At 69.9% G+C, this 21,506-nt stretch carries 16 protein-coding genes and 3 pseudogenes; 8 read left to right on the top strand and 11 right to left on the bottom strand.

The window, feature by feature from the left end; all coding sequences use genetic code 11:
• The first annotated feature begins 40 nt into the window (after window positions 1–40).
• A complete protein-coding gene (locus tag L7N97_RS25640; protein ID WP_237482397.1) occupies window positions 41–229 on the top strand; it encodes a DUF2171 domain-containing protein in 189 nt (62 codons plus the stop codon).
• A 259-nt stretch (window positions 230–488) separates the two neighbouring features.
• Here L7N97_RS25640 and L7N97_RS30455 read toward each other — a convergent pair.
• The 4 genes and pseudogenes from L7N97_RS30455 to L7N97_RS25615 form a co-directional block, all read right to left on the bottom strand.
• Window positions 489–890: pseudogene (locus L7N97_RS30455) on the bottom strand (YidB family protein).
• A 145-nt stretch (window positions 891–1,035) separates the two neighbouring features.
• Window positions 1,036–1,533, bottom strand: coding sequence for a YsnF/AvaK domain-containing protein (locus L7N97_RS25625; RefSeq protein WP_237481224.1), 498 nt, complete (start codon window positions 1,531–1,533; stop codon window positions 1,036–1,038).
• A gap of 157 nt (window positions 1,534–1,690) precedes the next feature.
• Window positions 1,691–2,953 (bottom strand): DUF2382 domain-containing protein, encoded by a 1,263-nt coding sequence (locus L7N97_RS25620; RefSeq protein ID WP_237481222.1) that lies wholly within the window; start codon window positions 2,951–2,953, stop codon window positions 1,691–1,693.
• A gap of 119 nt (window positions 2,954–3,072) precedes the next feature.
• Window positions 3,073–4,038, bottom strand: a complete 966-nt coding sequence (locus tag L7N97_RS25615; RefSeq protein WP_237481220.1) for a PhnA-like protein — start codon at window positions 4,036–4,038, stop codon at window positions 3,073–3,075.
• 1,150 nt (window positions 4,039–5,188) lie between these two features.
• On the opposite strand from L7N97_RS25615, the gene L7N97_RS25610 reads away from it, so the two are divergent.
• Window positions 5,189–5,743, top strand: a complete 555-nt coding sequence (locus L7N97_RS25610; RefSeq protein ID WP_237481218.1) for a hypothetical protein — start codon at window positions 5,189–5,191, stop codon at window positions 5,741–5,743.
• Window positions 5,744–5,817: 74 nt separating this feature from the next.
• A complete protein-coding gene (locus tag L7N97_RS25605; protein ID WP_237481216.1) occupies window positions 5,818–5,994 on the top strand; it encodes a hypothetical protein in 177 nt (58 codons plus the stop codon).
• Window positions 5,995–6,061: 67 nt separating this feature from the next.
• Here L7N97_RS25605 and istB read toward each other — a convergent pair whose 3' ends face one another.
• The 5 genes and pseudogenes from istB to L7N97_RS30390 all read right to left on the bottom strand — a co-directional run bounded on the left by istB (window position 6,062) and on the right by L7N97_RS30390 (window position 10,929).
• Window positions 6,062–6,796, bottom strand: coding sequence for an IS21-like element helper ATPase IstB (gene istB / locus L7N97_RS25600; RefSeq protein ID WP_237478175.1), 735 nt, complete (start codon window positions 6,794–6,796; stop codon window positions 6,062–6,064).
• 11 nt (window positions 6,797–6,807) lie between these two features.
• Window positions 6,808–8,292: pseudogene (gene istA, locus L7N97_RS25595) on the bottom strand (IS21 family transposase); the annotation flags it as partial.
• Window positions 8,293–8,376: 84 nt separating this feature from the next.
• Window positions 8,377–9,096: a DNA adenine methylase gene (locus L7N97_RS25590; RefSeq protein ID WP_237481214.1), complete on the bottom strand. Its 720-nt coding sequence runs from the start codon at window positions 9,094–9,096 to the stop codon at window positions 8,377–8,379.
• Between the two features lie 181 nt (window positions 9,097–9,277).
• A complete protein-coding gene (locus tag L7N97_RS25585) occupies window positions 9,278–10,384 on the bottom strand; it encodes a hypothetical protein (protein ID WP_237481211.1) in 1,107 nt (368 codons plus the stop codon).
• Entirely contained in the window at window positions 10,381–10,929 is a 549-nt protein-coding gene (locus tag L7N97_RS30390) for an ImmA/IrrE family metallo-endopeptidase (protein WP_237481209.1), read from the bottom strand. The genes L7N97_RS25585 and L7N97_RS30390 overlap by 4 nt, the downstream gene beginning before the upstream one ends.
• A gap of 1,038 nt (window positions 10,930–11,967) precedes the next feature.
• Between L7N97_RS30390 and L7N97_RS30630 the strand changes: the two are divergent.
• Window positions 11,968–12,375: pseudogene (locus tag L7N97_RS30630) on the top strand (FecR domain-containing protein); the annotation flags it as partial.
• A 1,335-nt stretch (window positions 12,376–13,710) separates the two neighbouring features.
• On the opposite strand, the gene L7N97_RS25570 reads toward L7N97_RS30630, so the two are convergent.
• Window positions 13,711–14,361, bottom strand: coding sequence for a hypothetical protein (locus L7N97_RS25570; protein ID WP_237481206.1), 651 nt, complete (start codon window positions 14,359–14,361; stop codon window positions 13,711–13,713).
• A 5-nt stretch (window positions 14,362–14,366) separates the two neighbouring features.
• On the opposite strand from L7N97_RS25570, the gene L7N97_RS25565 reads away from it, so the two are divergent.
• The gene (locus L7N97_RS25565) at window positions 14,367–17,219 is read left to right on the top strand and encodes an EAL domain-containing protein (RefSeq protein WP_309242849.1); all 2,853 of its coding nucleotides are present in this window, start codon (window positions 14,367–14,369) and stop codon (window positions 17,217–17,219) included.
• Between the two features lie 118 nt (window positions 17,220–17,337).
• Here the strand turns inward: L7N97_RS25565 and L7N97_RS25560 are convergent, their stop codons facing one another.
• Window positions 17,338–17,604 (bottom strand): hypothetical protein, encoded by a 267-nt coding sequence (locus L7N97_RS25560; protein ID WP_237481201.1) that lies wholly within the window; start codon window positions 17,602–17,604, stop codon window positions 17,338–17,340.
• A gap of 327 nt (window positions 17,605–17,931) precedes the next feature.
• Between L7N97_RS25560 and L7N97_RS25555 the strand changes: the two genes are divergently transcribed.
• From L7N97_RS25555 to L7N97_RS25545, 3 genes are read left to right on the top strand one after another with little or no spacing between them, the layout of a single operon-like run.
• Complete coding sequence (locus tag L7N97_RS25555; RefSeq protein ID WP_237481200.1) at window positions 17,932–19,158, top strand: CaiB/BaiF CoA transferase family protein; 1,227 nt, start codon at window positions 17,932–17,934, stop codon at window positions 19,156–19,158.
• On the top strand, window positions 19,158–20,081 hold the full coding sequence (locus L7N97_RS25550; protein ID WP_237481198.1) for a hydroxymethylglutaryl-CoA lyase: 924 nt from the start codon (window positions 19,158–19,160) through the stop codon (window positions 20,079–20,081). Before L7N97_RS25555 ends, L7N97_RS25550 begins: the two co-directional genes overlap by 1 nt.
• A gap of 54 nt (window positions 20,082–20,135) precedes the next feature.
• Complete coding sequence (locus tag L7N97_RS25545) at window positions 20,136–21,491, top strand: MFS transporter (protein WP_237481197.1); 1,356 nt, start codon at window positions 20,136–20,138, stop codon at window positions 21,489–21,491.
• Window positions 21,492–21,506: the final 15 nt, after the last annotated feature.

Raw genomic sequence — 21,506 nt, 5'->3', positions numbered from 1 at the left:
TGTCGGGGAAGGCAGCGACGACGGCCGCATCGTGGAGCACATGGAGGTGTACGCCTCGGACGGCACCAAGGTGGGCACGGTGGACCACATGGACGGCCCTGATCGGTTCAAGCTCGCGAAGAGCACGTCGCCCGACGGCCAGCACCACTTCGTGCCGCTGAGCTGGGTGGACCACGTCGACCGCCACGTCCACCTCAACAGGACTCTGGCGGAGATGAGGAACAGCTGATCGGTTCCGCACCCGCGGATCGGAGGTGGCGCCGCCTCGCCCCGTCCGCTCCGGGCTGGCCCCCTGCGGGTGGTGTTCCCGCGCCCCATCCGGTGCCGACGTTCGGGTGAGACTCTCCGCCACCGAGAGTCGCCATGTCTACGGTTGTGGCTCCGTTCCCGTCGGCGTGGACCGTCATGACCCGGACAATCGTCGGGACGGGTGGAAGCGACGCAAGGCACCTCGCCGGACGTCACCGATCCCACCGAGATCATCGACCTCAGACCCACTGCGACGCTTCGTCGGAGGTCGGCAGCCTGCCATCCGGCGTGAGATGGTGCACGGCCTGCGGGAGCACCTGGGACAGGTGGCTCAGGACGTCGCCCTGCGACATGCCCGTGTGGTCCGCCAACTGGGCGACGGTGTCCTGACCGAGGGCCTGCCCGACCTAGTCCGGTGACACCGAAGCGTTGGCCCCGTCCCCGACCCAGGACTGCGCGGCGGCACCGTGCCCGTTCTGCTCGAAGGACTGGAGGAGCTGTCCCAGGCCGCCCGCGATGCCCGCACCACCGAGCATGCCGCCGAGCCCTCCGGCCGACCCGCCCTGTGTGCCACCCATCAGGCTACCCAGGATGCCGCCGATGCCGCCCCCACCGGCCGGAGCCGATCCTCCGCCCAGCATGCCGCCCAACGCGCCGAGCCCTCCCGCACCGCCACCGCCGGACTTCGCCGCCATGATGGCCATCAAGGTCGGCATGAGCGCCGAGGCGCCACCACCACCACCGGTGGACGTGTTGGCGGATTGGCCGCCCATCTGTCCCAGGATGCTATCGAATAGACCCATCGTGTCCTCCTTCGCCGCCCAGGGCGGCCGTCGTCTCTGATGTCGCTTCATCGCAGGTCGTCCAGCCTCGCCCGTCGAGACGCTCGACGGTGGCGCGCTGACGCCGCAGTGCCACGGGCACGCTCACGGCGCTTCGCTCCAACACGTGGCGGATGCGCACCTCCTCGACGAGGACGAGTTGCTTCACCGTCACCAGACGCTTCTCGACCATCGGGATGATGGTGACGTCGCCTTCGGCCCGGGCCACGGGAGCCTCGTCCACGACGCGCCCGACCGGGACGTGCGTGATCTCGACGCGGTATCTGTCGACCTCGACCTGGGCGATGGCGTCGAGCGTCTCGGTGCGGGTCGAGACCCGGACCGCGCCGGTCGGCACGCGCCGCGTCGACACCGACAAGGTTTCCTCCAGCAGCTGGATGACCTCGTCGGTCGCCTCGATGTCCACCGACGTCATCGACGCCCCGCCATGCTCCGCGATCATTCCCGAGACGTCCGAGGTGGACGACTCCGCGATGGACGGGTCCGGTGGTTCGGTCATGGTCGGGGGTATGTCTCTCGCGAGGGTCGGGAAGCGGTCAGGCAGGTGTCCTGACCGCTTCGTCGGGCGTCCCCGGACGGATCCGGGGACGGGGGCTGGATCAGGCCGCCTTCCAGCGCCGCATGGCCTCGGCCGCGGCGACGCTCAGCAGAGCCTTCCCGTCGGCCGAGACGGACTTGACCAGGTCAGCGTGCAGCAGGTGATGCTGCCCGCCCGAGGCCGGGTCCATGCGCTTGAGCTTCATCATCCCGCCGTCGAGCCGGTCGATGATGCCGACGTGCTGCCCGTCGGAGCCGACCACGTCCATGTCCTTGACGAGCCGCGACGCGAGGCTGCCCGTCGCACCCACGGCGGCGGTGCCTACCGTGCGGCCGTCCTCGATGTCGACCTTGGTGGAGCGCACCGTGTCGCGGACCGTCTCGACGCGGTCGCTCACGTCCTTGCGGATGCCGATCTCCTCGACGACGCGGGCCGACTTGCTGACCACGGCCTCCTCGTCGACCTCCTCCATCTCGATGGTGCGCTCGCGGAAGGCGTCGGCTCCGAGCGCCGCCACGGGACGGTCGACGGCGTGGCGGTCGATGCTGACCGTCTCGTCGCGCAGGGTGACGTCCTCGGACACCTGGTTCTCGACGACGTAGCTGTGCAGGCGGACCTTGCCGCGGCTGACCGCGCGCTTGCCGACGTTCAGGCGCTCCTCGACGACCTGGACCACGTCCTCGTTGCCACGTCCGACAGTGCCGGTCGTCAGGGCAGGCTTCGAAGCCGTGGGTACCGCCGCCGGGGCGACGACCGGCTTCCGCGCGGGGACCGGGGCGCGCTCGACGACGGTTTCGGTCTCCACGACGCGCGTGGGCGCGGTCTTGCCGGCCAGGGCCATGCCCATCGCGCCGCCCGCGGTGGCCATCGTCGCCGCGGCCGAGGATCCCATCGTCGTCGTGGTCGCGGCGGTCGTCGAGGTGGTCGGGGCGCCCGTCCAGCCCTCGCTGCGCCACGTCTCCTCGTGCTCGTCGAGGTCGATGGAACCGTGCTCCTCGACGATGGCGACGGCGCGGTCGAGCTGGGCGTCGGCGACGTGGGCGGTCAGCAGCACGTGGCCGCGGCGCACGCCCTCGGCGTAGGTGTGGTGGTCGTCGGTGCCGCCGAACATGTCTTCGAGCGAGGCCCAGAAGCCGGTCTTCTTCGGGGCGGCCGCCATCCGGTCATCGCCGTATTGGCCGTACTCGTCCCTGGCGTTCTCGGGCGACACGGTGACGTCCGACGCCGGGACGCCCATGGCGCGCAGCTTGTTCGCGGCGCTGTCGGCGTAGTCGCGGGTCTCGTAAAAGGCGGTGATGGTGTGGTCGCGCTGGTTCGTGGCCATGGTGAACTCCTTCGTGGGTCAGGAAAGGCCGGGCATCGAAGCGTGTGTGTCGACGCCGGGCCGATTGGGTTCCCCATCGGCACACCCGGTGCCGGTGGGGATCTCGGGGTGACGTCAGCTCACGCGACCGTGTTGCCCTGGCGACGGACGGTGCGGATGAACTGCGCCGTGACGGTCGGGTCGACCGTACCGGCCTTGCCGCCGAACCAGGACGCGACGGCGCCGAGGATCAGGGCAAGGCTGCCCAGAAGGGCGCCGCGCGACACGGACTTGGCGGCGATGTCGGCCGCCTCGGCCGCCTGCTGCTTGGCCTGGGCGGCCTTGTCGCGGATCTGCCCCTCGTAGGAGGCTACGCGGGCCCGCGCCTGCTCGACCGGGATGTTCTGCTGCTTGGCCATCGCCTGGGCGACCTTCTCCCTCGCGTCGGCGGCCTGGGCGTCGTCGCCCGTCACCGCCGCCTTAGCGAGGGACGCCGTGGCGTCCTTCATGGCCGTCGCGGGGTCGTTGGCCGGAGCCGAAAGCGCCTGCTGCATGGCGCCGACCGGGTCGGTGCCCTGCGACAGCGCCGGGACGGCTGTCTGCGCCGCGGTGCCGACCGCGTGGCCCACGCCGCCGATGGCGCCGCTCACCGTGTTGAAGGCGCCGCCGATGAGGCCGCCGACCGCCGTGGTGAGGAGGTAGAAGATGACCAGCGTGGTCAGGGCCCAGGAGGTCAGGCCATGCCAGGCGCCGGTGGAGGCCTTCGGGCGGCCGGACAGGCGGCTGGCGATGTAGCCGCCCACGAAGGCCGCGACGATGCCGGACAGGGCCCACCAGATGCCCGCGCCGATGGAGAAGCCGCTCGCGGTCGGGTTGTCGCCCGTCGTCGGGTTAAGGGTGGACGCCCCGACCCCGATGCCGATCAGGTTCGGGATGAGCTGCGTGACCAGGCCGGCGACGACGCCCGCCAGCACGCCGCCCCAGGACACGTTGTTGACGAGGATCGTCCTGGCGTCGTCGGCCGGGGACACGGGGGAGAGGTTCGGTCCGTCGGAGTCGCCGAGCGAGCGTGGGTCCCGGGCGACGCCCGATCCGTGATTCGACATGCTTGTTGGTCCAGCGGCCAGTTGCGTCGGACCCTGCCTCGACGCCGGCCTCGGACGCCTCGGTGGGTCACAGCACCGCCCACGTTCCAAGTCTTGGAACCGGACTGCTTCCCTCAGTCCAGGCCAAGGCCTGTTCACCGGAGGGTCCTCCACGACGAGGTGCATGTGTCCGATGAACGGAGGCGGTACACAAAAGTTTCGGTGATTGATCCGGTATTTTTTATCGGGAGAATGTATCTTTTGATGCTTCTATCATTTTCGGTGTTTCCGCCGACTCATCGATGTTCGACCACGTCCTATGTTGGATTCCATTTCCTGCGGTCGTGTTCACCCGTGCCCTTGCCGGTTCGGTGGACCTGCGGGCTCGGCGTCAGTACACCTTCGACGGTTTGACGGCGTCGATCGTGGTACGGGGCTGACGGGCAAGCTCCGATGGACGGCGCTGGTCACCGGTGGGCGCGCGTGATGGCGAGTGTCAGGTGGGCAGCGCGTTCACAAGGCAATGACGTCTGCCACGCCAGACATGGCCACAGCCGCAAGAGCCACGCATCTCGGAGCACGGGACAGCCGACGGCGGGATCGCGTGCAGGGAGGTCTTGCCGCGCGAAGGCCCGTGCGCGATGTACCCCGACAGGTCTTCGTTCGGCTCGGCATGTCGGACGTCGAACTCAGGGCGCTTCGGGGGCGGCGCCCGCGTCCGCTTGGGGTGTTTAGGGCCGAAGGGCGCGACGTCGGTTCCGTGACAATGCCGTTTGCCGGAGCCGAGCCCCCACCCCGCCTCCTAGTTCTCCTGAAGCACACTGATGTGACTGACGCGGGTCTCTCCGAGGCCCGCGTCGACCGGCAAGGGTTCCAGTCAGAATTCCGCTGATTCCATGGTTAAGATCAGAAAAGCTGAGTCAAGTCAGTAGGTAGGGTCAGGCGGATAGATCCGAGAATGGCATCAACGATCCTTTCCCTTTGTGGAATCTTGCAAAGGGCATTGACCCAAAGCGCTATGTTCCGCATTTGTCCTCCCATGACGACCGTGACCACCCTCCTCCAGCGCCTGCCCGAACGTGAACCGCTCACGTCCCGGTTCGGCTGCGTGCGTCTCCCCGCGTAGCCTTCGAGGCACGCTGACCGGGAGACACGCCACAGGTGGTCTCCCATGTCGTCATCCTCGCCCAAGCGCGTCTTCGTCTCCTGGAAGACCGACGCCCCTGTCCCCGTGTCGAACGCGGTCGCGCAGCTCGCGCTCATCCAGTCGACGCTCGACCCGGACGTCATCCGGATCGCGCCGCCTCCCGCGGCGGGTGACCAGGTCACCTCGACCGTCGTCGCGGTAGTCACCGACCACGACGGTCCGTCGGCGCTCGTCATCGGCGACGCGCCCCCGCGCCCGGCGGACGGCCTGAGGGACCTGCGCCGGAGGACCATCGACCGCGGGACGCTGCTCGCAGAGCCCACCGCGACCGACCTGCGCATGATCTGGGCTTGCGCCACGCGCACCTACGCGCCGGGCGACCAGGTCAGGGTGCTCGCGTACTTGGCGGACAACGGCAACGCCTCGCTGCTCGAGGCGGCGCAGGCCGCGACTGCCTCGGTCGATGGCGTCGCCACGGTGCTCGCGCTCGCCTGCCGCGGCCTCGTCGAACTCGACCTGTCCGAGGGCCCGCTCGGCCCCGAGACGCGGGTGCGTCGGCACCACCCCGAAGCCCGCTGACCTTCACGCACGTCAAAGCCCCTCCCTGAAACGAGGCAGAGCCGCCAGAGCGGTTGCCTCGTCGCGAGACCATTATGTCCGATGACACCGACCAGGGCCAAGGGCCCATCCTCTCCGCCATACCGGTCAACAGGCTGACCATGGCCGATCTGGCGCAGGTCCAGGATTCGCTCACCCCGGATGACTGTCAATCGGCGTTGAAATTTGACCCCCTATCGGCGTCCAATGTTGACCCCCTTGCTGCAATCTGAGGCGGTAGCGGCCGCCCGGCGAAGCGGGTCAGGGTTGCGCAGCCGGGCGGCTGCGGTGGCGTGATGCTCAGGCCGAGGCGCGGTTTTTGAAGCGCCAACTCTCGTTGCCGGTCTCGACGATCTCGCAATGGTGGGTGAGCCGGTCCAGCAGTGCGGTCGTCATCTTGGCATCGCCGAACACGTTCGGCCATTCACCGAAGGCCAGGTTGGTCGTCACGATGACGGAGGTCTGCTCGTAGAGGCGGCTGATGAGATGGAAGAGGAGTTGCCCGCCAGACTGGGCAAAGGGCAGATAGCCGAGTTCGTCGAGCACGATGAAGTCCATGCGCGACAGGTAGTCGGCCATGCGGCCGTGGCGGCCGGCGCGGCCTTCGGCTTCGAGCCGGTTCACGAGGTCGACGACGTTGAAATAGCGGCCACGGGCGCCGTTGCGGATGCAGGCTCGGGCGATCCCGATGGCGAGGTGAGTCTTGCCGGTCCCGGTGCCGCCCACCAGGACAGCGTTGCGCTGGTGAGCAAGGAACTCGCCGCCGGCGAGATCGCGCACCAGCATCTCGTTGATGAGCGTGCCTTCGAACCGGAAATCCTCGATGTCCTTGGCTAAAGGCAGCTTGGAGATGGTGATCTGATACTTGATCGAGCGCGCCTGTTTCTCGGCGATCTCGGCCTGCAGCAGATCACCGACGATGCGTTGCGGCTCGTGCTGGCGCTTCAACGCCGTGGTGATGATCTCGTCGTAGCCGGCCTTCATGCCGTAAAGCTTCAGGTCCACCATCGTGGCCAGGATTTCGGAACGTTCCATCACATGATGCTCCTCAGAGTGTCATAGCGCGCGCAGTCGGCGACGGGCTCGTGCTGCAGGCGCAGCGCGTCAGGGGTATCGATGGTGATGACGCGCGCGGGTTCGCGGCGTCGGGCCAGGATGTTGAGGATGATGTCGGCCGAGTGGACGCCGGCTTCGAGCGCCTCCAGGCAGGCAGCCTCGACGGCCTCCAGCCCGTCGTCCATGGCGGCCGTCAGCAGGCCCACCATCTGGCGATCGCCATCGTCGGCGCCGGCGAGCTTGCGCCGGACGCGCTCGAAGGCGGGCGGCAGCACCCAATCCTGAACGGCGCCCCGTTACGCAGGGCGCCGGGCTTGCGGGCCAGCACCGGCACATAATGCCAGGGCTCGAATACGGTCTCGTTGCGGCCGAACCTGCGAACATGCTCGCCCACGACATGGCCGCCCTGGCGCAACTCGATCCGCTCCGCATAGGCCCGCACTTCGACGGGGCGGCCGACGGCGCTCGCCATCACCGAGTAACGGTTGTTGTCGAAGCGGATCAGGCACGTCTTGGACACCGAGACCGGCACGGCGTGGAAACCGTCGAAGGCGCCGACATAGGGCACGAGGCTCGGCCGCTCCGCCTCGAACGCCTGCCAGACCGTGATCTCCTTGTTCTCGGGATGGGGATGGCCCTTGGCGTAAGCGACGCACTGATCGAGGAGCCACCTGTTCAGCTCCTCGATGCTCTTCACGCGCAGGCGGGGCGTGAAGAAGCGCTCGCGCACCAGCCGACACGGTTCTCGACTTGGCCCTTCTCCCATCCCGACGCCGGCGTGCAGGCGACGGGATCGACGAGATAGTGAGCGCACATCTGCTGAAAACGGCGGTTATATTGTCGTTCCTTGCCGACGAGGATCGTTTCGACTGCCGTCTTCATGTTGTCGTAGATGCCGCGGCGGCAGGCGCCTCGAAGAAGGCGAAGGCCTTGTCGTGGGCGTCGAACACCATCTCCTGGCTTTCGCGCGGATAGGCCCGCGCAAACAGCATGCGGCTGTGGCAGAGCCGGACGTGGGCCACCTTGATGGTGACGGTGGTGCCGTTGATCAGCACGATCTCGTGGCTCCAGTCGAACTGGTAGGCCTCGCCCGGATCAAAGCTCAGCGGCACGTGGGCGGCGGCCGTCACCGCGACCCGCTCGCGCCGCCAGCCCCGGGCGTAGCGCCGGACAGCGTCGTAGCCGCCCGCATAGCCGCGGCCGCGCAGATCCTCGAACACGCGGATCATGGTGAGCCGCTCGCGGGCCGCCTTGCTGTCGTTGGCGGCCAGCATCTCGTCCAGATCAGCCCGCCACTGCCCGAGCTTGGGCATCGGCTGGACCTCACGCTCGTACTCGAACGCGGTGCGGCCGGTGCGCACCACCTTGCGCACGGTGTTCCGGGACACGTGCAGATCCCGGACGATCTCCTTGATGGACCGGCCTCGAATGAAGAACTCGCGCCTGATGCGCGCAATCGTGTCCACGCCTTTCATCCCCCCCACCGCCCGTCCCGCAACAAGGACGTGCAGCTTGCTCGAATTGCACTCGAGGGGGTCAAAGTTGGACGCCGATCCCCCTCACATGGGGGTCAAAATTCCACGCCTAATCACAGCCGCCTCCAATGCCGAGCGCAGGTCCTGACCGTACCGTAGCGCCAGGTCCAGAAAGAGGGCGTGCCGTTCGCGGGCGGCCATACTCCCGATCCGATCCGACAGGCCGTCTCTCCGCCTCCGAAAACGCTCCCTCTCCCGGAAGTCGTCGCCGACATGGGCGTAGTCGTGCAGGGCGTCTGTCTCCTCGAAGTTCAACCAAGCCGTCTCGGTTCTCGAACCGGTGTGGCTGTCGCCTTTGAACCTGACCACGCGCCAGTCGCAGAGCGTCTCTGCATACAACTGGTTATCGTAGCTCGAGACGATGACCTTGCACGGGAGACGACGCAGAACTTCCAGAAGCCCGACGTGATCGTCACGATCGTAGTCATGGCGGTAGATGCGGGCCTTGGCCCGCGTCTCTCTGGGATAGGGTGGGTCGCTGTAGACGAGTTCGTCACCCTCGAAGGGGTACGTCGAGAGGAAGGCGACCGCGTCGCCCTGTACGATCTCGACGCCCTCGACGGCCAAGGCACGCCAACGGGCGACCACGGTCTCGTCGCGTTCGATACCGACGTTGACCTGCGCGCGTCGCTTGTGGCGCAAGACGGCACCGCCGCCGAGGTGCGTCTCGACGTAGACCCGATGCGGAGGCATCAACGAGATGAGGTGCTGGTAGCACCGTCCTTTGCCGCCAGGATAACGCATGGACCATGCATCGCCCCGTTCTGCGATGCAGTCAAGCGCCGCCTCGACCTTCCCGGGAACGATCCCATGACGACCTGTGGCGGCACTGGTCGCGGCGCGCCCCGTCCGTCGTTGTAGGGACCGACCTGGACGCGGACCGAGTGGATGTGATTACGGCGTCCCAACACGGCTTCGATCGGCGTCAACGTCGCGCCTCGGAAGGTTCCGCCCCACCGTCGCGGTTGCGCCGGGTCGGAGCCCTCCGCAAGGTGGACGTCAACGCATCGGGAACGGTCTGATCCGCCGCGTCGCCTTCGGTCGCTTGGCTTCCACCACCACGTGACTCGATGTCGAGGACCCCCCCGAAGTTGGCGCTGTATGGCACCCAGGCCGTCCGGAAGTCCTGGTACGACTTCGGCCATGGCGCCCCGTTCTCCGGAAGCGTAGCGTCCGGCAGAAGAGGCGCCTCCAATCCCTCGTGACGCATGAACGTGCCGACAAGGTGAGCAACACGATCACGAGTAACGCTAGGCAGCCCGAGCATGGCCCGCTCAGCCTCCTTGACGGCCCGGTTCGTGGGGCTCCGGTCCGCATCCAGATACACCACGGGGTACGGTCGTCCCCGCAGGACGCCCTTCATGGGTTCACGACCGTGATAGCCGAGATCCTCGTCGAACGAGGCGGAGGCGCCTGCGGCCGTGAGGAGATGAGCGAGCTCGACGGACATGACGAACTTGTCCGGCCCCGCGAACCTCCCGAGGCAGAAGCCGATGTCGACGTGCTTGCCGAGGAAGTCGAAGTCACGGGGGTTGGCGTCACACGCGACCTCGACGTCGTCGTCGAAAGGGACGTCGGCCGCCGAGGCCGCCTCGATCCGCTCCGAGACGGGCAACGCCACGTTCGGCGTCGGGAAGGTGGCCACCCAACCGCATCCCTTGACGTCGAGGCGGCCTCCCTTGCTCTCGAGGACGCGACCGAACTCCCGTAGCGTGTCGACGAAGGCCAACACGCAGGCATGGAGGTGTTCGGGGCCGAGCAGTTTGCAGCAGAAGACGGCCTCGTCGCCGATCGTCTTCCAGAGTCGGGGAGGCGCCTCGGCGTATGCGGCACCTTCGGGCAGCTGGTCCTCAAACTTCCGGGTCAGGTTGGCGGGGAACCCGGTGTGGAAACCGCGGATCTCCCGCGTCCAGACCTGGGTGATACCGTCCTCCGACATCTGGAGGCCATGCTCGTCGTCCTTGAACGCCGTGGAGCCCACGAGGTCGACGGAGAGGAACAGGCGGACCCGATACTCGGGACAGCCGCTCAAACGGCCATGCCCAGGATTTTCTTCCTGGTCTGCACGCACGACAGGCTGACGCCGAACCTGCGTGCGAGAGCCAGGTCCGTGTCGGTATCGGCGGCCTTGCGGAACTCCTCCGCAGGCATGAGGAAGGCGGAGGAAAACCAGTTGGCCTCCCACTCGGCCCTGCGCTGGTCCGGGTCGGCGTCGTCGACCCACCGCTGCGCGGTCATCACGGTGAGCGGGTGGCGCTCGCGGAACAAGGGGTAGTGCACGAAGAGGTGCCCGAGCTCGTGGCACATCGTGAATCTGTCACGGCCGGGTGAGGTCATGGTGCCGAGCACGACGTCGAAGTCGTCCTCCGCCCGGACGATGATCGACTCCGCGTCGCCTGTACCGGTGAACACCTTCGGCGAGTAGCTGAGCTTCCCACCCAGGTCGGAGATGAGGATCTCGACGGGGTCGCCCGTGCGGTAGCCGAGCGACTTGGCGATGTCCTCCCCGTACCTCGAGATCACGGCCCGCGAGAGGCCCGATGGCATGAGCTTGGGAGCGTCGTTCGTCTGGGTCACGGGTCGGCTCCCTGCTCACGGGTAGGCTGGGTGGCATCCTTGTAGAACATGTAAGGCGCCGAACTCCAAACGAGGAGGGTTGCCTTCCACACCTTTGATAGGAGCCGGAACCCGTGAAGGATGCGTCACCGCAACACATCCCTTCAATCGCGAGGTGTGAAAACGCGAGTCGACCTTATCCTGTTTCGCGCCGGTTTGAGTCAGTCTTATCCTGTGGTCAAAGACAAACACGAGGACAGGCTGACACATAGGTGAGTCGGCTCTATCCTGTGAGCCCGCCGGCGAACTCGATCATCGCCACTCGCATAGGTGGTTCTAGACGCAGTAGGAGATCCACGCTGGCTGTCGGTGGCTTCGGCCTACGGGAGCCTCCCCCGGGAGGGTGCGTTTACCCGAGAAGCGCTTTGGCGGACCCTCTGAATGCCAGGGTTCCCAAGTTCTCGGCCCCGTCCGAGGGACGAGAAAGGCGTCGGAGAGCGTCGCAGGCTCACGATCCCACGGCCTTCCAATCCCGGGCCGGTCCAGCCTGCCTTCTGACCTAAGCGACGGACCGCGGTGGTGGCTTCGCAGCGGTGCTCGCGGGGCGCGATGACAACGTGCCTGCGCCGCACCGGCAAGCTCCAGGACGAACCGGCCGTCACCGACACACCAGAGGGACGGAAGGAGTAAGGCCGCCCGAACCAAAACGGGTCAAACGGATTGGGCTTTATAAGCTGAGTCAGAAATAACCTGTTTGCGGTTTTCTGAGTCGCCTTTAGCCTGTAATCTGAATCTGTTTCGTGAGGCCAAATTGAACGAAATCAGGTAGATAGCTGAGTCGCTTCCAACCTGTTTCGATACCGTTGCACGGTCATCGGATCGAGCGCGTCCACCGCAAGCGACCGAAAAGCTCATTTCACCCCGTGGGGATCGCCGTGCGGACGGGAAAGGGCCCGATCGGCTCGATCGGCTCGGGCCTCGTTGAAAAGGTGGGCCGGGATCGCGCTCACTTTCGTCCGATGAAAGTCTTCGGCAAGTTTTCGGATTCATGCTGAATGCATGAAACACATTCGATTGCGCGCTCTGGCGGCCACCGGTCTGCTCACCGTCCTGACGAACCTGCCGGGCGCCGCCGCGGCGTCGGACATCTGGACCGTGGCCAAGGTCTCCGGCCGCGCCTGGACAGGGGGCGACCAGGACCGGACGGATGTGACCGTCGGCATGGCGGTGCCCGCCGGAGCGTCGATCTCGACCGCCGACCGTTCGCGCGTGATGCTTCAGCGCGGGACCGAGTCGATGGTGATCGGGCCGAAGTCGGTCGTGGCCGTGGCGGAGCGGCCGAGCGAGGGCCTGTCGACGACTGTGCTGGAGAAGGCCGGCACGGTCTCGTTCGACGTCGAGAAGCAGAACGTCCAACACTTCTCCGTCGAGACGCCCATGCTGGCAGCCGTCGTCAAGGGCACGCATTTCACGGTCACGGCCGGTCGCGCGTCGGGCGGCGTGGCGGTCGAGCGCGGCACCGTGCAGGTGACGGCGGTGAAGACGGGCCAGACGGCCGACGTGACCGCCGGCCAGCACGCCGATGTGAGCAGCCGGGGGTTGTCGGTCGGCGGCGGGGGCAAGCGCGCGGCCGTCACGGTGACGGCTCCGCCCGCCGTCACGGTGGCGGCGCCCCCCGCGGTCGGCGTCGTTTCGCCCGCTGCTGCGCCCGCGGCGGCGGCGGTCGGAGCCGAGCAGGCTGCGCCCGGCCAGGCGGCGGGTGCCGCGGCGGCCGGACGCGGGTCGAGCAGCAATTCCACCGTCGGCAGCGGCGGCCTGCCGTCGAATGCCCTGGCGACCGGTGCCGCCCTGTCGGCCACCGTCGGCGCGGCATCGCAGGCTCCATCGGCTCCCGCCGCGTCCACGGCTCCGGCACCGGCCGCGTCGGGCACGACGTCGCCCACGGCCGCCACTACGACGGTGCCGTCGGCGCCCGCGTCTGTCCAGACGCCCGGCGCGGGGACGCCGTCGAGCCCGTCGACCTCGCCGACCCGACCGTCGCCGCGACCGTCCGGAACGCCCGCCGGCACGACACCCTCGGCCGCGCCATCGCCGACGGCGGGTCCGACCACCGATCCGGCCCCGTCGACCCCGGCCTCGACCGCGAGCGCGACGTCCGGCGCGACCGGCACTCCGACGCCCGCCGCGGCCACCTCCGCGACCGACACACCGACCGCCGTCGCACAGCAGCCATCCGTCGCTTCCACCACACAGCCGGAGGCGACGCCGTCGGCCACTCCGACGCCGGCCGCTCCGACGCCGACCGCTCCGACGCCGGCAGGTCCGCTCCCCGGCGCGCCGACCGCGGGCGGCCCGGCCCCGGCTGGTCCAACCCCGGCCGCTCCGCCCCCCGCTGATCCGAAACCGGTCCCTCCGACCCCGGCCGCTCCTCACCCGGCCCCGCCGGCTCCGAAGGCCGTGACACCGCCGACGCCGACGGGTCCGAGCCTCACGATATCGGGGCGAGACGGATCGGTGACGTTCGGTCCGGGTGGCATCTCGTTCAACCAGACCCCTGCCGCTCCGGGGATCACCATCGGCCCTGCGCCCGCCCGCGGGAAGGGACTGGTCGCGGTCGCGCATGCGCCGGCCCCCTCGGCCTCGGCCACCCCATCGGCGACGGTGGCATCCGAGTCCGGGCATGCCCACGGCGGCGCTCGCGCCCTCGGCCGCGGGCAGGATTCGACGAATGACGCGTCGGGCGATCGGGGCACGGCGGGACGGACCGCTCAGTCGCCCGGCTCGTCAGAGGCCGGCGGTGGGTCACAGTCCGGAGCACGTGGCCCCGGCCAATCCGGCTCTCACGGGGACATGGGAGGCGGCGGTCACAACGGGGACGGCGGTCACGGCGGCCATCATGGAGGCGGTGGACGCAGCGGCGCTTCGAACGCAAGTGGCGGCAGCAACGGCGGCAACGCCGGTGGCAGCAACGGCGGCAACGCCGGTGGCGGCAACGGCAGCAACGGCGGCAACGGTCACGGCGGCCATCACGGTGGCGGTGGTCGCGGCGGTGTGTCCAACGGGGGTGGCGGCAGCACCGGCAACGGCGGCGTGAGCGGAGGCGCCAACGGCAGCAATGGTGGCAGCGGCGGCGTCGCTGGCGGTCCGAACGGCAACGGCGGCAACGGCGGCAACGGGAACGGCGGCAACGGCAACGGTGGCGGCGGGAACGGCGGCGGCGGGAACGGTGGCGGCGGGAACGGCGGCGGCGGGAACGGCGGCGGCGGGAACGGCGGCGGCGGGAACGGTGGCGGCGGGAACGGCGGCGGCGGGAACGGTGGCGGCGGGAACGGCGGCGGCGGGAACGGAGGCGGGAACGGCGGCGGTGGCCATGGAGGCGGCCATGGCGGCCACGGGCACGGCGGCCGAGGCGGCGGCGGCAACGGCGGCGGCGGGGGTGGAGGCGGTGGACACGGCCGATGAGGCGCGGCATGCCCGCAACGTCGGATCGGTCGGCGAGGTCGCGGCGGAGGCGAGCCGGCCTGGCCCGGACGTTCGTCGTCGCCTCGGTCTCTTGCCTCGGATTCTTCGGGGCGCTGACGGGGCTCGATGACGCCATCGACGACGCCCGGTTCCGGCTCTGGAATCGGCCGCCTTCGGGCGAGCTGCTGGTCGTGCAGATCGACGCCCGCAGCCTGACGGTCGACCGCAGTTGGCCCTGGAGCCGCGATCTCTACGCCGAGATCGTCCGGCGGCTGCAGGCCGACGACGCCGCCGCCATCGCGCTCGACGTCGACCTGAGCACGCCCGGCACCCCCAGCGGCGATGCGGCGCTCGAGGACGCGCTGAAGAAGGCCGACGGCTCGGTGATCCTCGCGTCGCTGCGCGATCCGGCCGAGCCGGGAAGCCACGTCCGCCCGCTCCGCGTCCCGATCGACCGCTTCCAGCAGAACTCCTGGCCGGCGCTGGTGAACCAGGACAATCGCCATCACGGGGTGGTGCGCGACATGACCCGGTTCGAGCCCGTGTCCGACCCCCGTCTCCCGTCCGTGGAGGCCCTGCCCGGCTTCTCGACCCTGCTCGTCTCTCCTCCCGCGAACCCGGACAGGACGTTCACGATCGACTACGGCATCGACGCGGACCGGATCGACTCTGTGTCGGCTGACGCGTTGCTGCGCGGGATGGTCGATCGGAAGCGCGTCGCCGGCCGCAAGGTGCTCGTCGGCGCGACCGCGCCGGAGCTGGGCGACTTCGTGTCTGTGCCGCGCTTCGGCGTGATCGCCGGCATCACCATGCACGCCATCGCGGCCGAGAGCCTCATCGCAGGTCGCGACCTGCGCCCCGTCGCGCCCTGGTGGACGCTGCTCGCGTGTGGCGGCCTCCTCGCCGCCGCGGGCGCAGTCGCGTGCCGGTTCAAGCTCGCCGGCCACCTCGCGGTGCTGGCCGCGGCGGCGGCCCTCGGGGAGGGCGTGGCGATCGCCGTGCAGGGCGCGTGGCCGCTGCTGCCATCGACCGCGCCGCTGCATTCCGGCCTTCTCTGCTTCGCCCTGATCGCCGTGGCGGTCGAGATCGAAGACCGCCGCGTGAACATCCTCCGGTCGCGCGCCGAAGCCGAGCGGCTCCGCACCATCCTGGATCGCGTGATCGCGGACAACTACGCCGGCATCGTCGTCGTGGACCACGACGGGACCGTGCGGGCCATCAGCGCGGTCGCGGCCGGGATCGTCGGCCTGCCGCCGGGGCTCGAGGGCCCCCAACCGTTCCACGCGGTGCTGCCCCGCCCGCTCGCGAAACTCTGCGCGGAAGCGCTGGCCGGGATGGCCGCGGGATCGTGGCGGCCGCGCCCGGCGGGCGAGCTGCTCTGCACCCTGAACGGCGGCGCCGAACGAACGCTCGACTGCGTCGCCACCCCGTCGCGCGTTCCCGGCCCGGTCGGCCCCTACGGCAGCCTCGGTCCGGAGCGGCACGCCGTCTGCCTGTCCTTCGCCGACGTCACGGAGCAGCGCGCCGCCCAAGCCCGGCTCCTCACCATGGCGCGGGTCGACACGCTGACCGGCCTCTACAACCGCGGCGTGCTCATGGACGAGGTCGCGGCCGCCCTCGAACAGCCCGTCGACGGGGCCGTGACGGCGCTGCTGTTCTTCGACCTCGACCGCTTCAAGGTTGTGAACGAGCGGCTCGGCCACTCCGTCGGCGATCAGTTGCTCGCCGCCGTGGCGGGGCGCCTGCGCGGCGTGCTCGCGGGTGACGACCTCGCGGCCCGGCTCGGCGGCGACGAATATGCCGTGCTGGTGCGGCGTCCCGACGAAGCTGAGGTGATGCGCTTCGCCGAGGCGGTCGTCGGCGCCGTGAGCGGCGTCCACGCGGTCGGACCCTACGAGGCGTCGATCGGGGTCAGCCTCGGCGTCGTGACGGCGGGAGAGGGCGACGATGTCCGCACGCTGATGCGCAAGGCGGACGCCGCCATGGCGGCGGCGCGCGCGGCGGGCGGCGACCGGGTCGCGCTGTTCGACGCCGCCATGGAGCGGGGCGCCGCGGACGATCGCGCGCTGGAACACGACCTGCGCCAGGCGCTCGGGCGCGGCGAGCTGTCGGTGGTCTATCAGCGCCAAGTCGACCTCGCGACGGACCTGATCACCGGGGTCGAGGCGCTGGTGCGCTGGACCCACCCGGAGCGCGGCGCCGTATCGCCGGCCAAGTTCATCCCCATCGCGGAGCGGACGGGGCTGATCGAATCCGTCGGCGCCTTCGTGCTCCGCCGCGCCTGCCGAGACGCCGCCGCCTGGCCGCTGCCCATCAAGGTCTCGGTCAACCTGTCGGCCGTGCAGCTGTCGCGCGGCGACCTCGTCGCGACGGTCGCCGACGCGCTGACGGAGAGCGGGCTTCCGGCTGCCCGGCTGGACCTCGAACTCACCGAATCGCTGCTGATGGAGAACGACGGGGCCGCGCAGGACCGGCTCGACCGGCTGCGCGCCGCCGGCGTCCACCTGTCCCTCGACGACTTCGGCACCGGCTATTCGTCGCTGAGCTACCTGCGGACCTTCGCGATCGACAAGCTCAAGATCGACCAGAGCTTCGTGCGTGGCCTGCCCGACGACAAGGCTGCCGCGGCCATCATCGCCGCCGTGGTGAGCCTCGCGGGCAACCTCGGGCTCCGCGTGAACGCGGAAGGCTGCGAGACCGTCGAGCAACTGGCGCAACTGAAGGCGCTCGGCTGCCACGAGGTGCAGGGCTGGTTCCACGGGCGGCCGGACCCGAGCGACCGCATCGTGCAGAGCCTGCTGGAGCAACAGGCGCGGAGTGCGGTGGACCTGCGGGCCGAAGCGGCCTGACGCGCCGGCGCGGGGCCGTGGCGTGCCCCCAAACGCGACCTCTTGGAGCGCTTCGCCCCGAGGAGGCCGGCCGCGACGTCCCCCGTGTTCGGAACGCATCCCGAGTTAGCGGGGTATGTCAGCGCCCCAGGACGTGGGCCACCTTGTCGTAGATCACGCGGCAGCGCGGGCTGAAGCTCTGCCGCTTGCCCGTCATGCAGGCAAGGCCGTGGTCCTCCGCGGTCCAGACGTCGGGGCAGATCTGCATGGCTTCGCCCACGCAGGTCATGGCCTCCTGCTGCAGCGCGTCCGGGATCACGGCCTGAGTCGCCGCGCGACCGGGCATCGCGGTGAGCGCCGCCGCGAGGGCGAGAAGGGCGAGGAAGGCGTTCGAAGGTCCGCGCATGTCTCGAATGTGGAGCGCCGACCCGCGGCCGTCCACCGCGACGTCGCGTTACAGTAACCGGCGCGTGCCGCCCGTTGCAGGAGTGCCACGCGAGGCCCCTCACGCCCGGCGGACGCGGGCGGCATCGCATGCCGCCGGGGCGCTGCTCGGTCTGGCCGCTGGGGGACCGAGTGCGTGCCGGTCACGGTTTCGATCGGCAGGGCTCGGTCGCGAGCGGCTCCAACATTCCGCGATGGGCCGTCTTCGCAGAAACTCATTCCCGCCGGCCGCAGGCTGACCTAGATCCGGGGGACGGCGCGGGAAGACGCGCGACCTCGGAGGAGAACGATGACCGACCGACCCAGCCAGGGTCCCCTCGCCGGCCTGCGCGTCATCGAGCTCGGGCACTTCGTGGCGGCGCCCTTCTGCACGCGCCTGCTCGCCGACCTCGGCGCCGACGTCATCAAGGTGGAGCCGCCGGGCGGCGATCCGGTGCGGCAGTGGGGCCAGCAGGTGAACGGGGTCGCGCCCTGGTGGTCCATGCACGCGCGCAACAAGCGGTCGGTCACGCTCAACCTGAAGCACCCGCGGGCCAGAAGCATCGTGCTCGACCTCGTCCGCACGGCCGACGTGCTGGTCGAGAACTTCCGCCCGGGCCAGCTCGCCAAGATGGGGCTCGGCGACGTGGCGCTGCGGGAGGCCAACCCCGGCCTCGTGGTGGCCCACATCTCCGGCTTCGGCCTCGACGGCCCCTACCGCGACCGCGCCGCCTTCGGCGTCATCGGCGAGGCGATCGGCGGGCTGCGCTACCTGTGCAACCATCCCGCGGGCACGACCGACCTGCCGCCGGTGCGGATCGGCATCTCGATCGGCGATTCCCTCGCGGGCCTCTACGCGGCCTTCGGCATCATGGCGGCGCTGTGGCGGCGCGACGCCGTCAAGGGCGGCGACGGGAAGCCGCGAACGCTCGACGTGGCGCTGACCGACTCCGTGCTGTCCATGATGGAGGGCATGCTGCCCGAATACGGCGTGCAGGGCACGGTCCGCGAGCCCGTGGGCTCCCGCATCCCCACCGCGGCGCCGACCAGCGCCTATCCCTGCTCCGACGGGAAGTGGATCATCGCGGCGGCCAACTCGCAGCCCCTGTGGGCCAAGCTCGCCGCGTTGATGGGCCGGCCCGAGCTGGCGACGGATCCGCGCTTCGTGGACAACCCGTCGCGCGTCGCCAACGTCGGGGAGCTCGACCGGCTGATCGGCGAGTGGACCCGCACCATGACGGCCGCCGAGGCCGACAGGAAGCTGGAGCAGGCCGACATCCCCTCGACGCTCATCTACTCGGCCGCCGAGGTCGCCGCAGACCCGCAGTTCCGCGGGCGCGGCATGGTGCAGGAGGTGGACGATCCCGCCTTCGGCCGGCCAGTGCTGCACGCCGGCGTGGTCCCGTTGGTCATGGACGACCCCGGCGCGATCCGCTGGCCGGGCGCCGCCATCGGGGCGCACACGGCCGAGGTGCTCGGCGAGATCGGCCTCGACGAGGACGCGGTGACGACTTTGCGGGTCGAGGGGGTGCTGTGATGGACGCGGTGGAGATCGTGGAGGTCGGCCCGCGCGACGGGCTGCAGGGCATCGGGCCGTTCGTGCCGACCGCGGCCAAGATCGACATGATCGAGCGGCTCAACGCCGCCGGGATCGGGCGCATCGAGATCGGCTCCTTCGTCAGCGCCTCCGCGCTGCCGCAGATGCGCGACACGCCCGAGCTGCTGGAGCACTGCCGGGAGCACCTGCACGGCCTCGTGCCGCAGGTGCTGGTGCCGAGCGAGCGGCGCGCCAAGGATGCGCTCGCGGCGGGAGCCCGCTGCCTCGCCTGGGTGATTTCCGTGTCGGAGCCGCACAACCGCTCCAACGTGCGCCGCTCGCCCGACGAATCGGCCGTCGAATACGAGCGGCTCGCCGCCGAGCTGCCGGCCGGCACCTTCATGCGGCTCAACCTCGCGACCAGCTTCGACTGCCCCTTCGTGGGACGCGTCGACGAGGAGGCCGTGCTGCTGCTGCTCGACAGGCTCGTGCCCGCCCTGCCCGACGCGGAGGTCTGCCTCTGCGACACGACCGGGCGCGCCGACCCGGCCCACGTGGCGTCGCTGTTCGGGCGCGCGAAGGCCCGGCTGCCCGGCGCCGCCTTCGCGTTCCACGCCCACGACACCTACGGGCTCGGCACCGCCAACGTCTACGCGGCCTACGAGGCCGGCGTGCGGGTCATGGACGCCGCTGTGGCCGGCCTCGGCGGCTGCCCCTTCGCGCCCGGCGCCACCGGCAACGTGGCGACCGAGGACGTGGCGTGGATGTTCGCGCGCCGCGGCGTCGCGACCGGAATCGACATGGACCGGTTGGTCGCGATGGCGCGCGACGCCGCCGCCCTGCCCGGCGCGACCGCGGGCGGGCGCGTGCGGGCCGCCCTGGCGGCGGCCGACAGGCTGTGCGCCACGGCGCCGACGGTATAGAGCACAACGCGAGACAGGCCCGGCCAACGGGCGACCCTCGGGAAGGAGACGACGATGGCGATGGAATACGACAACCCGCTGCTGCGCCCCGGCGCGCCGGTGGGCGCCTGGTGGGAAGGGCTGACGCCGCGCCACTGGAGGATCCTCTGGGGTGCCTACCTCGGCTGGATCTTCGACGGATACGAGGCCGTGGCCCTGGTCTACGCGCTCGGCCCCGCGCTGAAGACCCTGCTCACGGCCGACCAGGCCAAGACCACGCCCTTCTACGTCGGCCTCGCCATCGGCATCACGCTGCTCGGCTGGGGCATCGGCGGCCTCTGCGGCGGCATCGCGGCCGACTACATCGGCCGCAAGCGCATGATGATCATCTCGATCATCGGCTACGCGTCACTCACCGGCCTCACCGCCTTCTCGAACAGCTTCGCGACGCTGGCGGCGCTGCGCTTCGTCACCGGCCTCGCCATCGGCTCGGAATGGTCGACCGGCATCGCGCTCGTGGCCGAGACCTGGCCGAACCGCGCCCGTCCGAAGGGCTGCGGCTTCCTGCAGTCCGGCTTCGGCTTCGGGGCGCTGCTGGCGGCGCTGGCCTGGCTCCTGATACCGGCGAGCGGCATCGGCGGCATCGAGCCCTGGCGCATCATGTTCGCGCTCGGCGCGCTGCCGGCGCTGGTGTGCATCTACCTGCGCGGCGCCATGGAGGAGTCCGAGAAGTGGCTCGACGCCGTGCGCGAACACCGCTGGGCCGCGACCGAGCACGCCGACGAAGCGCCCCGCCAAGCCAAGCGTCCCTTCACGCTGGGCGAAGTGTTCCGCGAGCCGGAGAGCCGCAGGCGCGTGCTGCTGGCCACCGCCCTGTCTTTCGCCACCACGGTCGGCTGGTGGGCCGTGTCGTCGTGGCTGCCCGCCTACACGGCCGGCCTCGCCAAGGCGGCCGGCGAGGACCCGACCGTCTGGGGCCCGCGCATCGGCATCATCTACAACGTCGGCGCCATCGTGGCCTACCTCATCGCCGGCTTCGTGGCCGACGCCATGGGGCGCCGCATGTTCCTCGTCATGACCTACGCGGGCTGCATTGCGACCTCGGTGCTGACCTACACCTTCACGGGGTCGCTCGGCACCTTCGCGATCCTGGCCTTCGTCAACGGCTTCTTCACGCTGGGCTTCTCCTACTCCTGGATGGCCATCTACCTCGCCGAGCTGTTCACCTCCCCGGTGCGCGCCACGGCGTCGAGCTTCGTGTTCAACGGCGCCCGCATGGTGGCCTGGATCTTCCCCATCATCGCGGGCCAGATCGTGGGCGAGTTCGGCGGCGTCAGCCACGCGGCGCTGATCATGAGCAGCGTCTTCGTGATCGGCCTGATCGCGCCCTGGTTCATGCCCGAGACGACCGGCAAGCCGCTGCCGGCCTGAGCCCCGTCGCCGGCA

The sequence above is a fragment of the Lichenibacterium dinghuense genome (assembly GCF_021730615.1).
Taxonomy (GTDB): Bacteria; Pseudomonadota; Alphaproteobacteria; order Rhizobiales; family Beijerinckiaceae; genus Lichenihabitans; species Lichenihabitans dinghuensis.
This window is presented reverse-complemented; position numbering and strand designations above follow the sequence as displayed.

What these genes read in the sequence shown, in the direction of transcription:
- L7N97_RS25640 (WP_237482397.1), top strand. Translation starts at nt 41, where the DNA reads ATGGAGGTGTACGCCTCGGACGGCACCAAGGTGGGCACGGTGGACCAC.
- L7N97_RS25625 (WP_237481224.1), bottom strand. Translation starts at nt 1,533, where the DNA reads ATGATCGCGGAGCATGGCGGGGCGTCGATGACGTCGGTGGACATCGAG.
- L7N97_RS25620 (WP_237481222.1), bottom strand. Translation starts at nt 2,953, where the DNA reads ATGGCCACGAACCAGCGCGACCACACCATCACCGCCTTTTACGAGACC.
- L7N97_RS25615 (WP_237481220.1), bottom strand. Translation starts at nt 4,038, where the DNA reads ATGTCGAATCACGGATCGGGCGTCGCCCGGGACCCACGCTCGCTCGGC.
- L7N97_RS25610 (WP_237481218.1), top strand. Translation starts at nt 5,189, where the DNA reads ATGTCGTCATCCTCGCCCAAGCGCGTCTTCGTCTCCTGGAAGACCGAC.
- L7N97_RS25605 (WP_237481216.1), top strand. Translation starts at nt 5,818, where the DNA reads ATGTCCGATGACACCGACCAGGGCCAAGGGCCCATCCTCTCCGCCATA.
- istB (WP_237478175.1), bottom strand. Translation starts at nt 6,796, where the DNA reads ATGGAACGTTCCGAAATCCTGGCCACGATGGTGGACCTGAAGCTTTAC.
- L7N97_RS25590 (WP_237481214.1), bottom strand. Translation starts at nt 9,096, where the DNA reads ATGCGTTATCCTGGCGGCAAAGGACGGTGCTACCAGCACCTCATCTCG.
- L7N97_RS25565 (WP_309242849.1), top strand. Translation starts at nt 14,367, where the DNA reads ATGAGGCGCGGCATGCCCGCAACGTCGGATCGGTCGGCGAGGTCGCGG.
- L7N97_RS25560 (WP_237481201.1), bottom strand. Translation starts at nt 17,604, where the DNA reads ATGCGCGGACCTTCGAACGCCTTCCTCGCCCTTCTCGCCCTCGCGGCG.
- L7N97_RS25555 (WP_237481200.1), top strand. Translation starts at nt 17,932, where the DNA reads ATGACCGACCGACCCAGCCAGGGTCCCCTCGCCGGCCTGCGCGTCATC.
- L7N97_RS25550 (WP_237481198.1), top strand. Translation starts at nt 19,158, where the DNA reads ATGGACGCGGTGGAGATCGTGGAGGTCGGCCCGCGCGACGGGCTGCAG.
- L7N97_RS25545 (WP_237481197.1), top strand. Translation starts at nt 20,136, where the DNA reads ATGGCGATGGAATACGACAACCCGCTGCTGCGCCCCGGCGCGCCGGTG.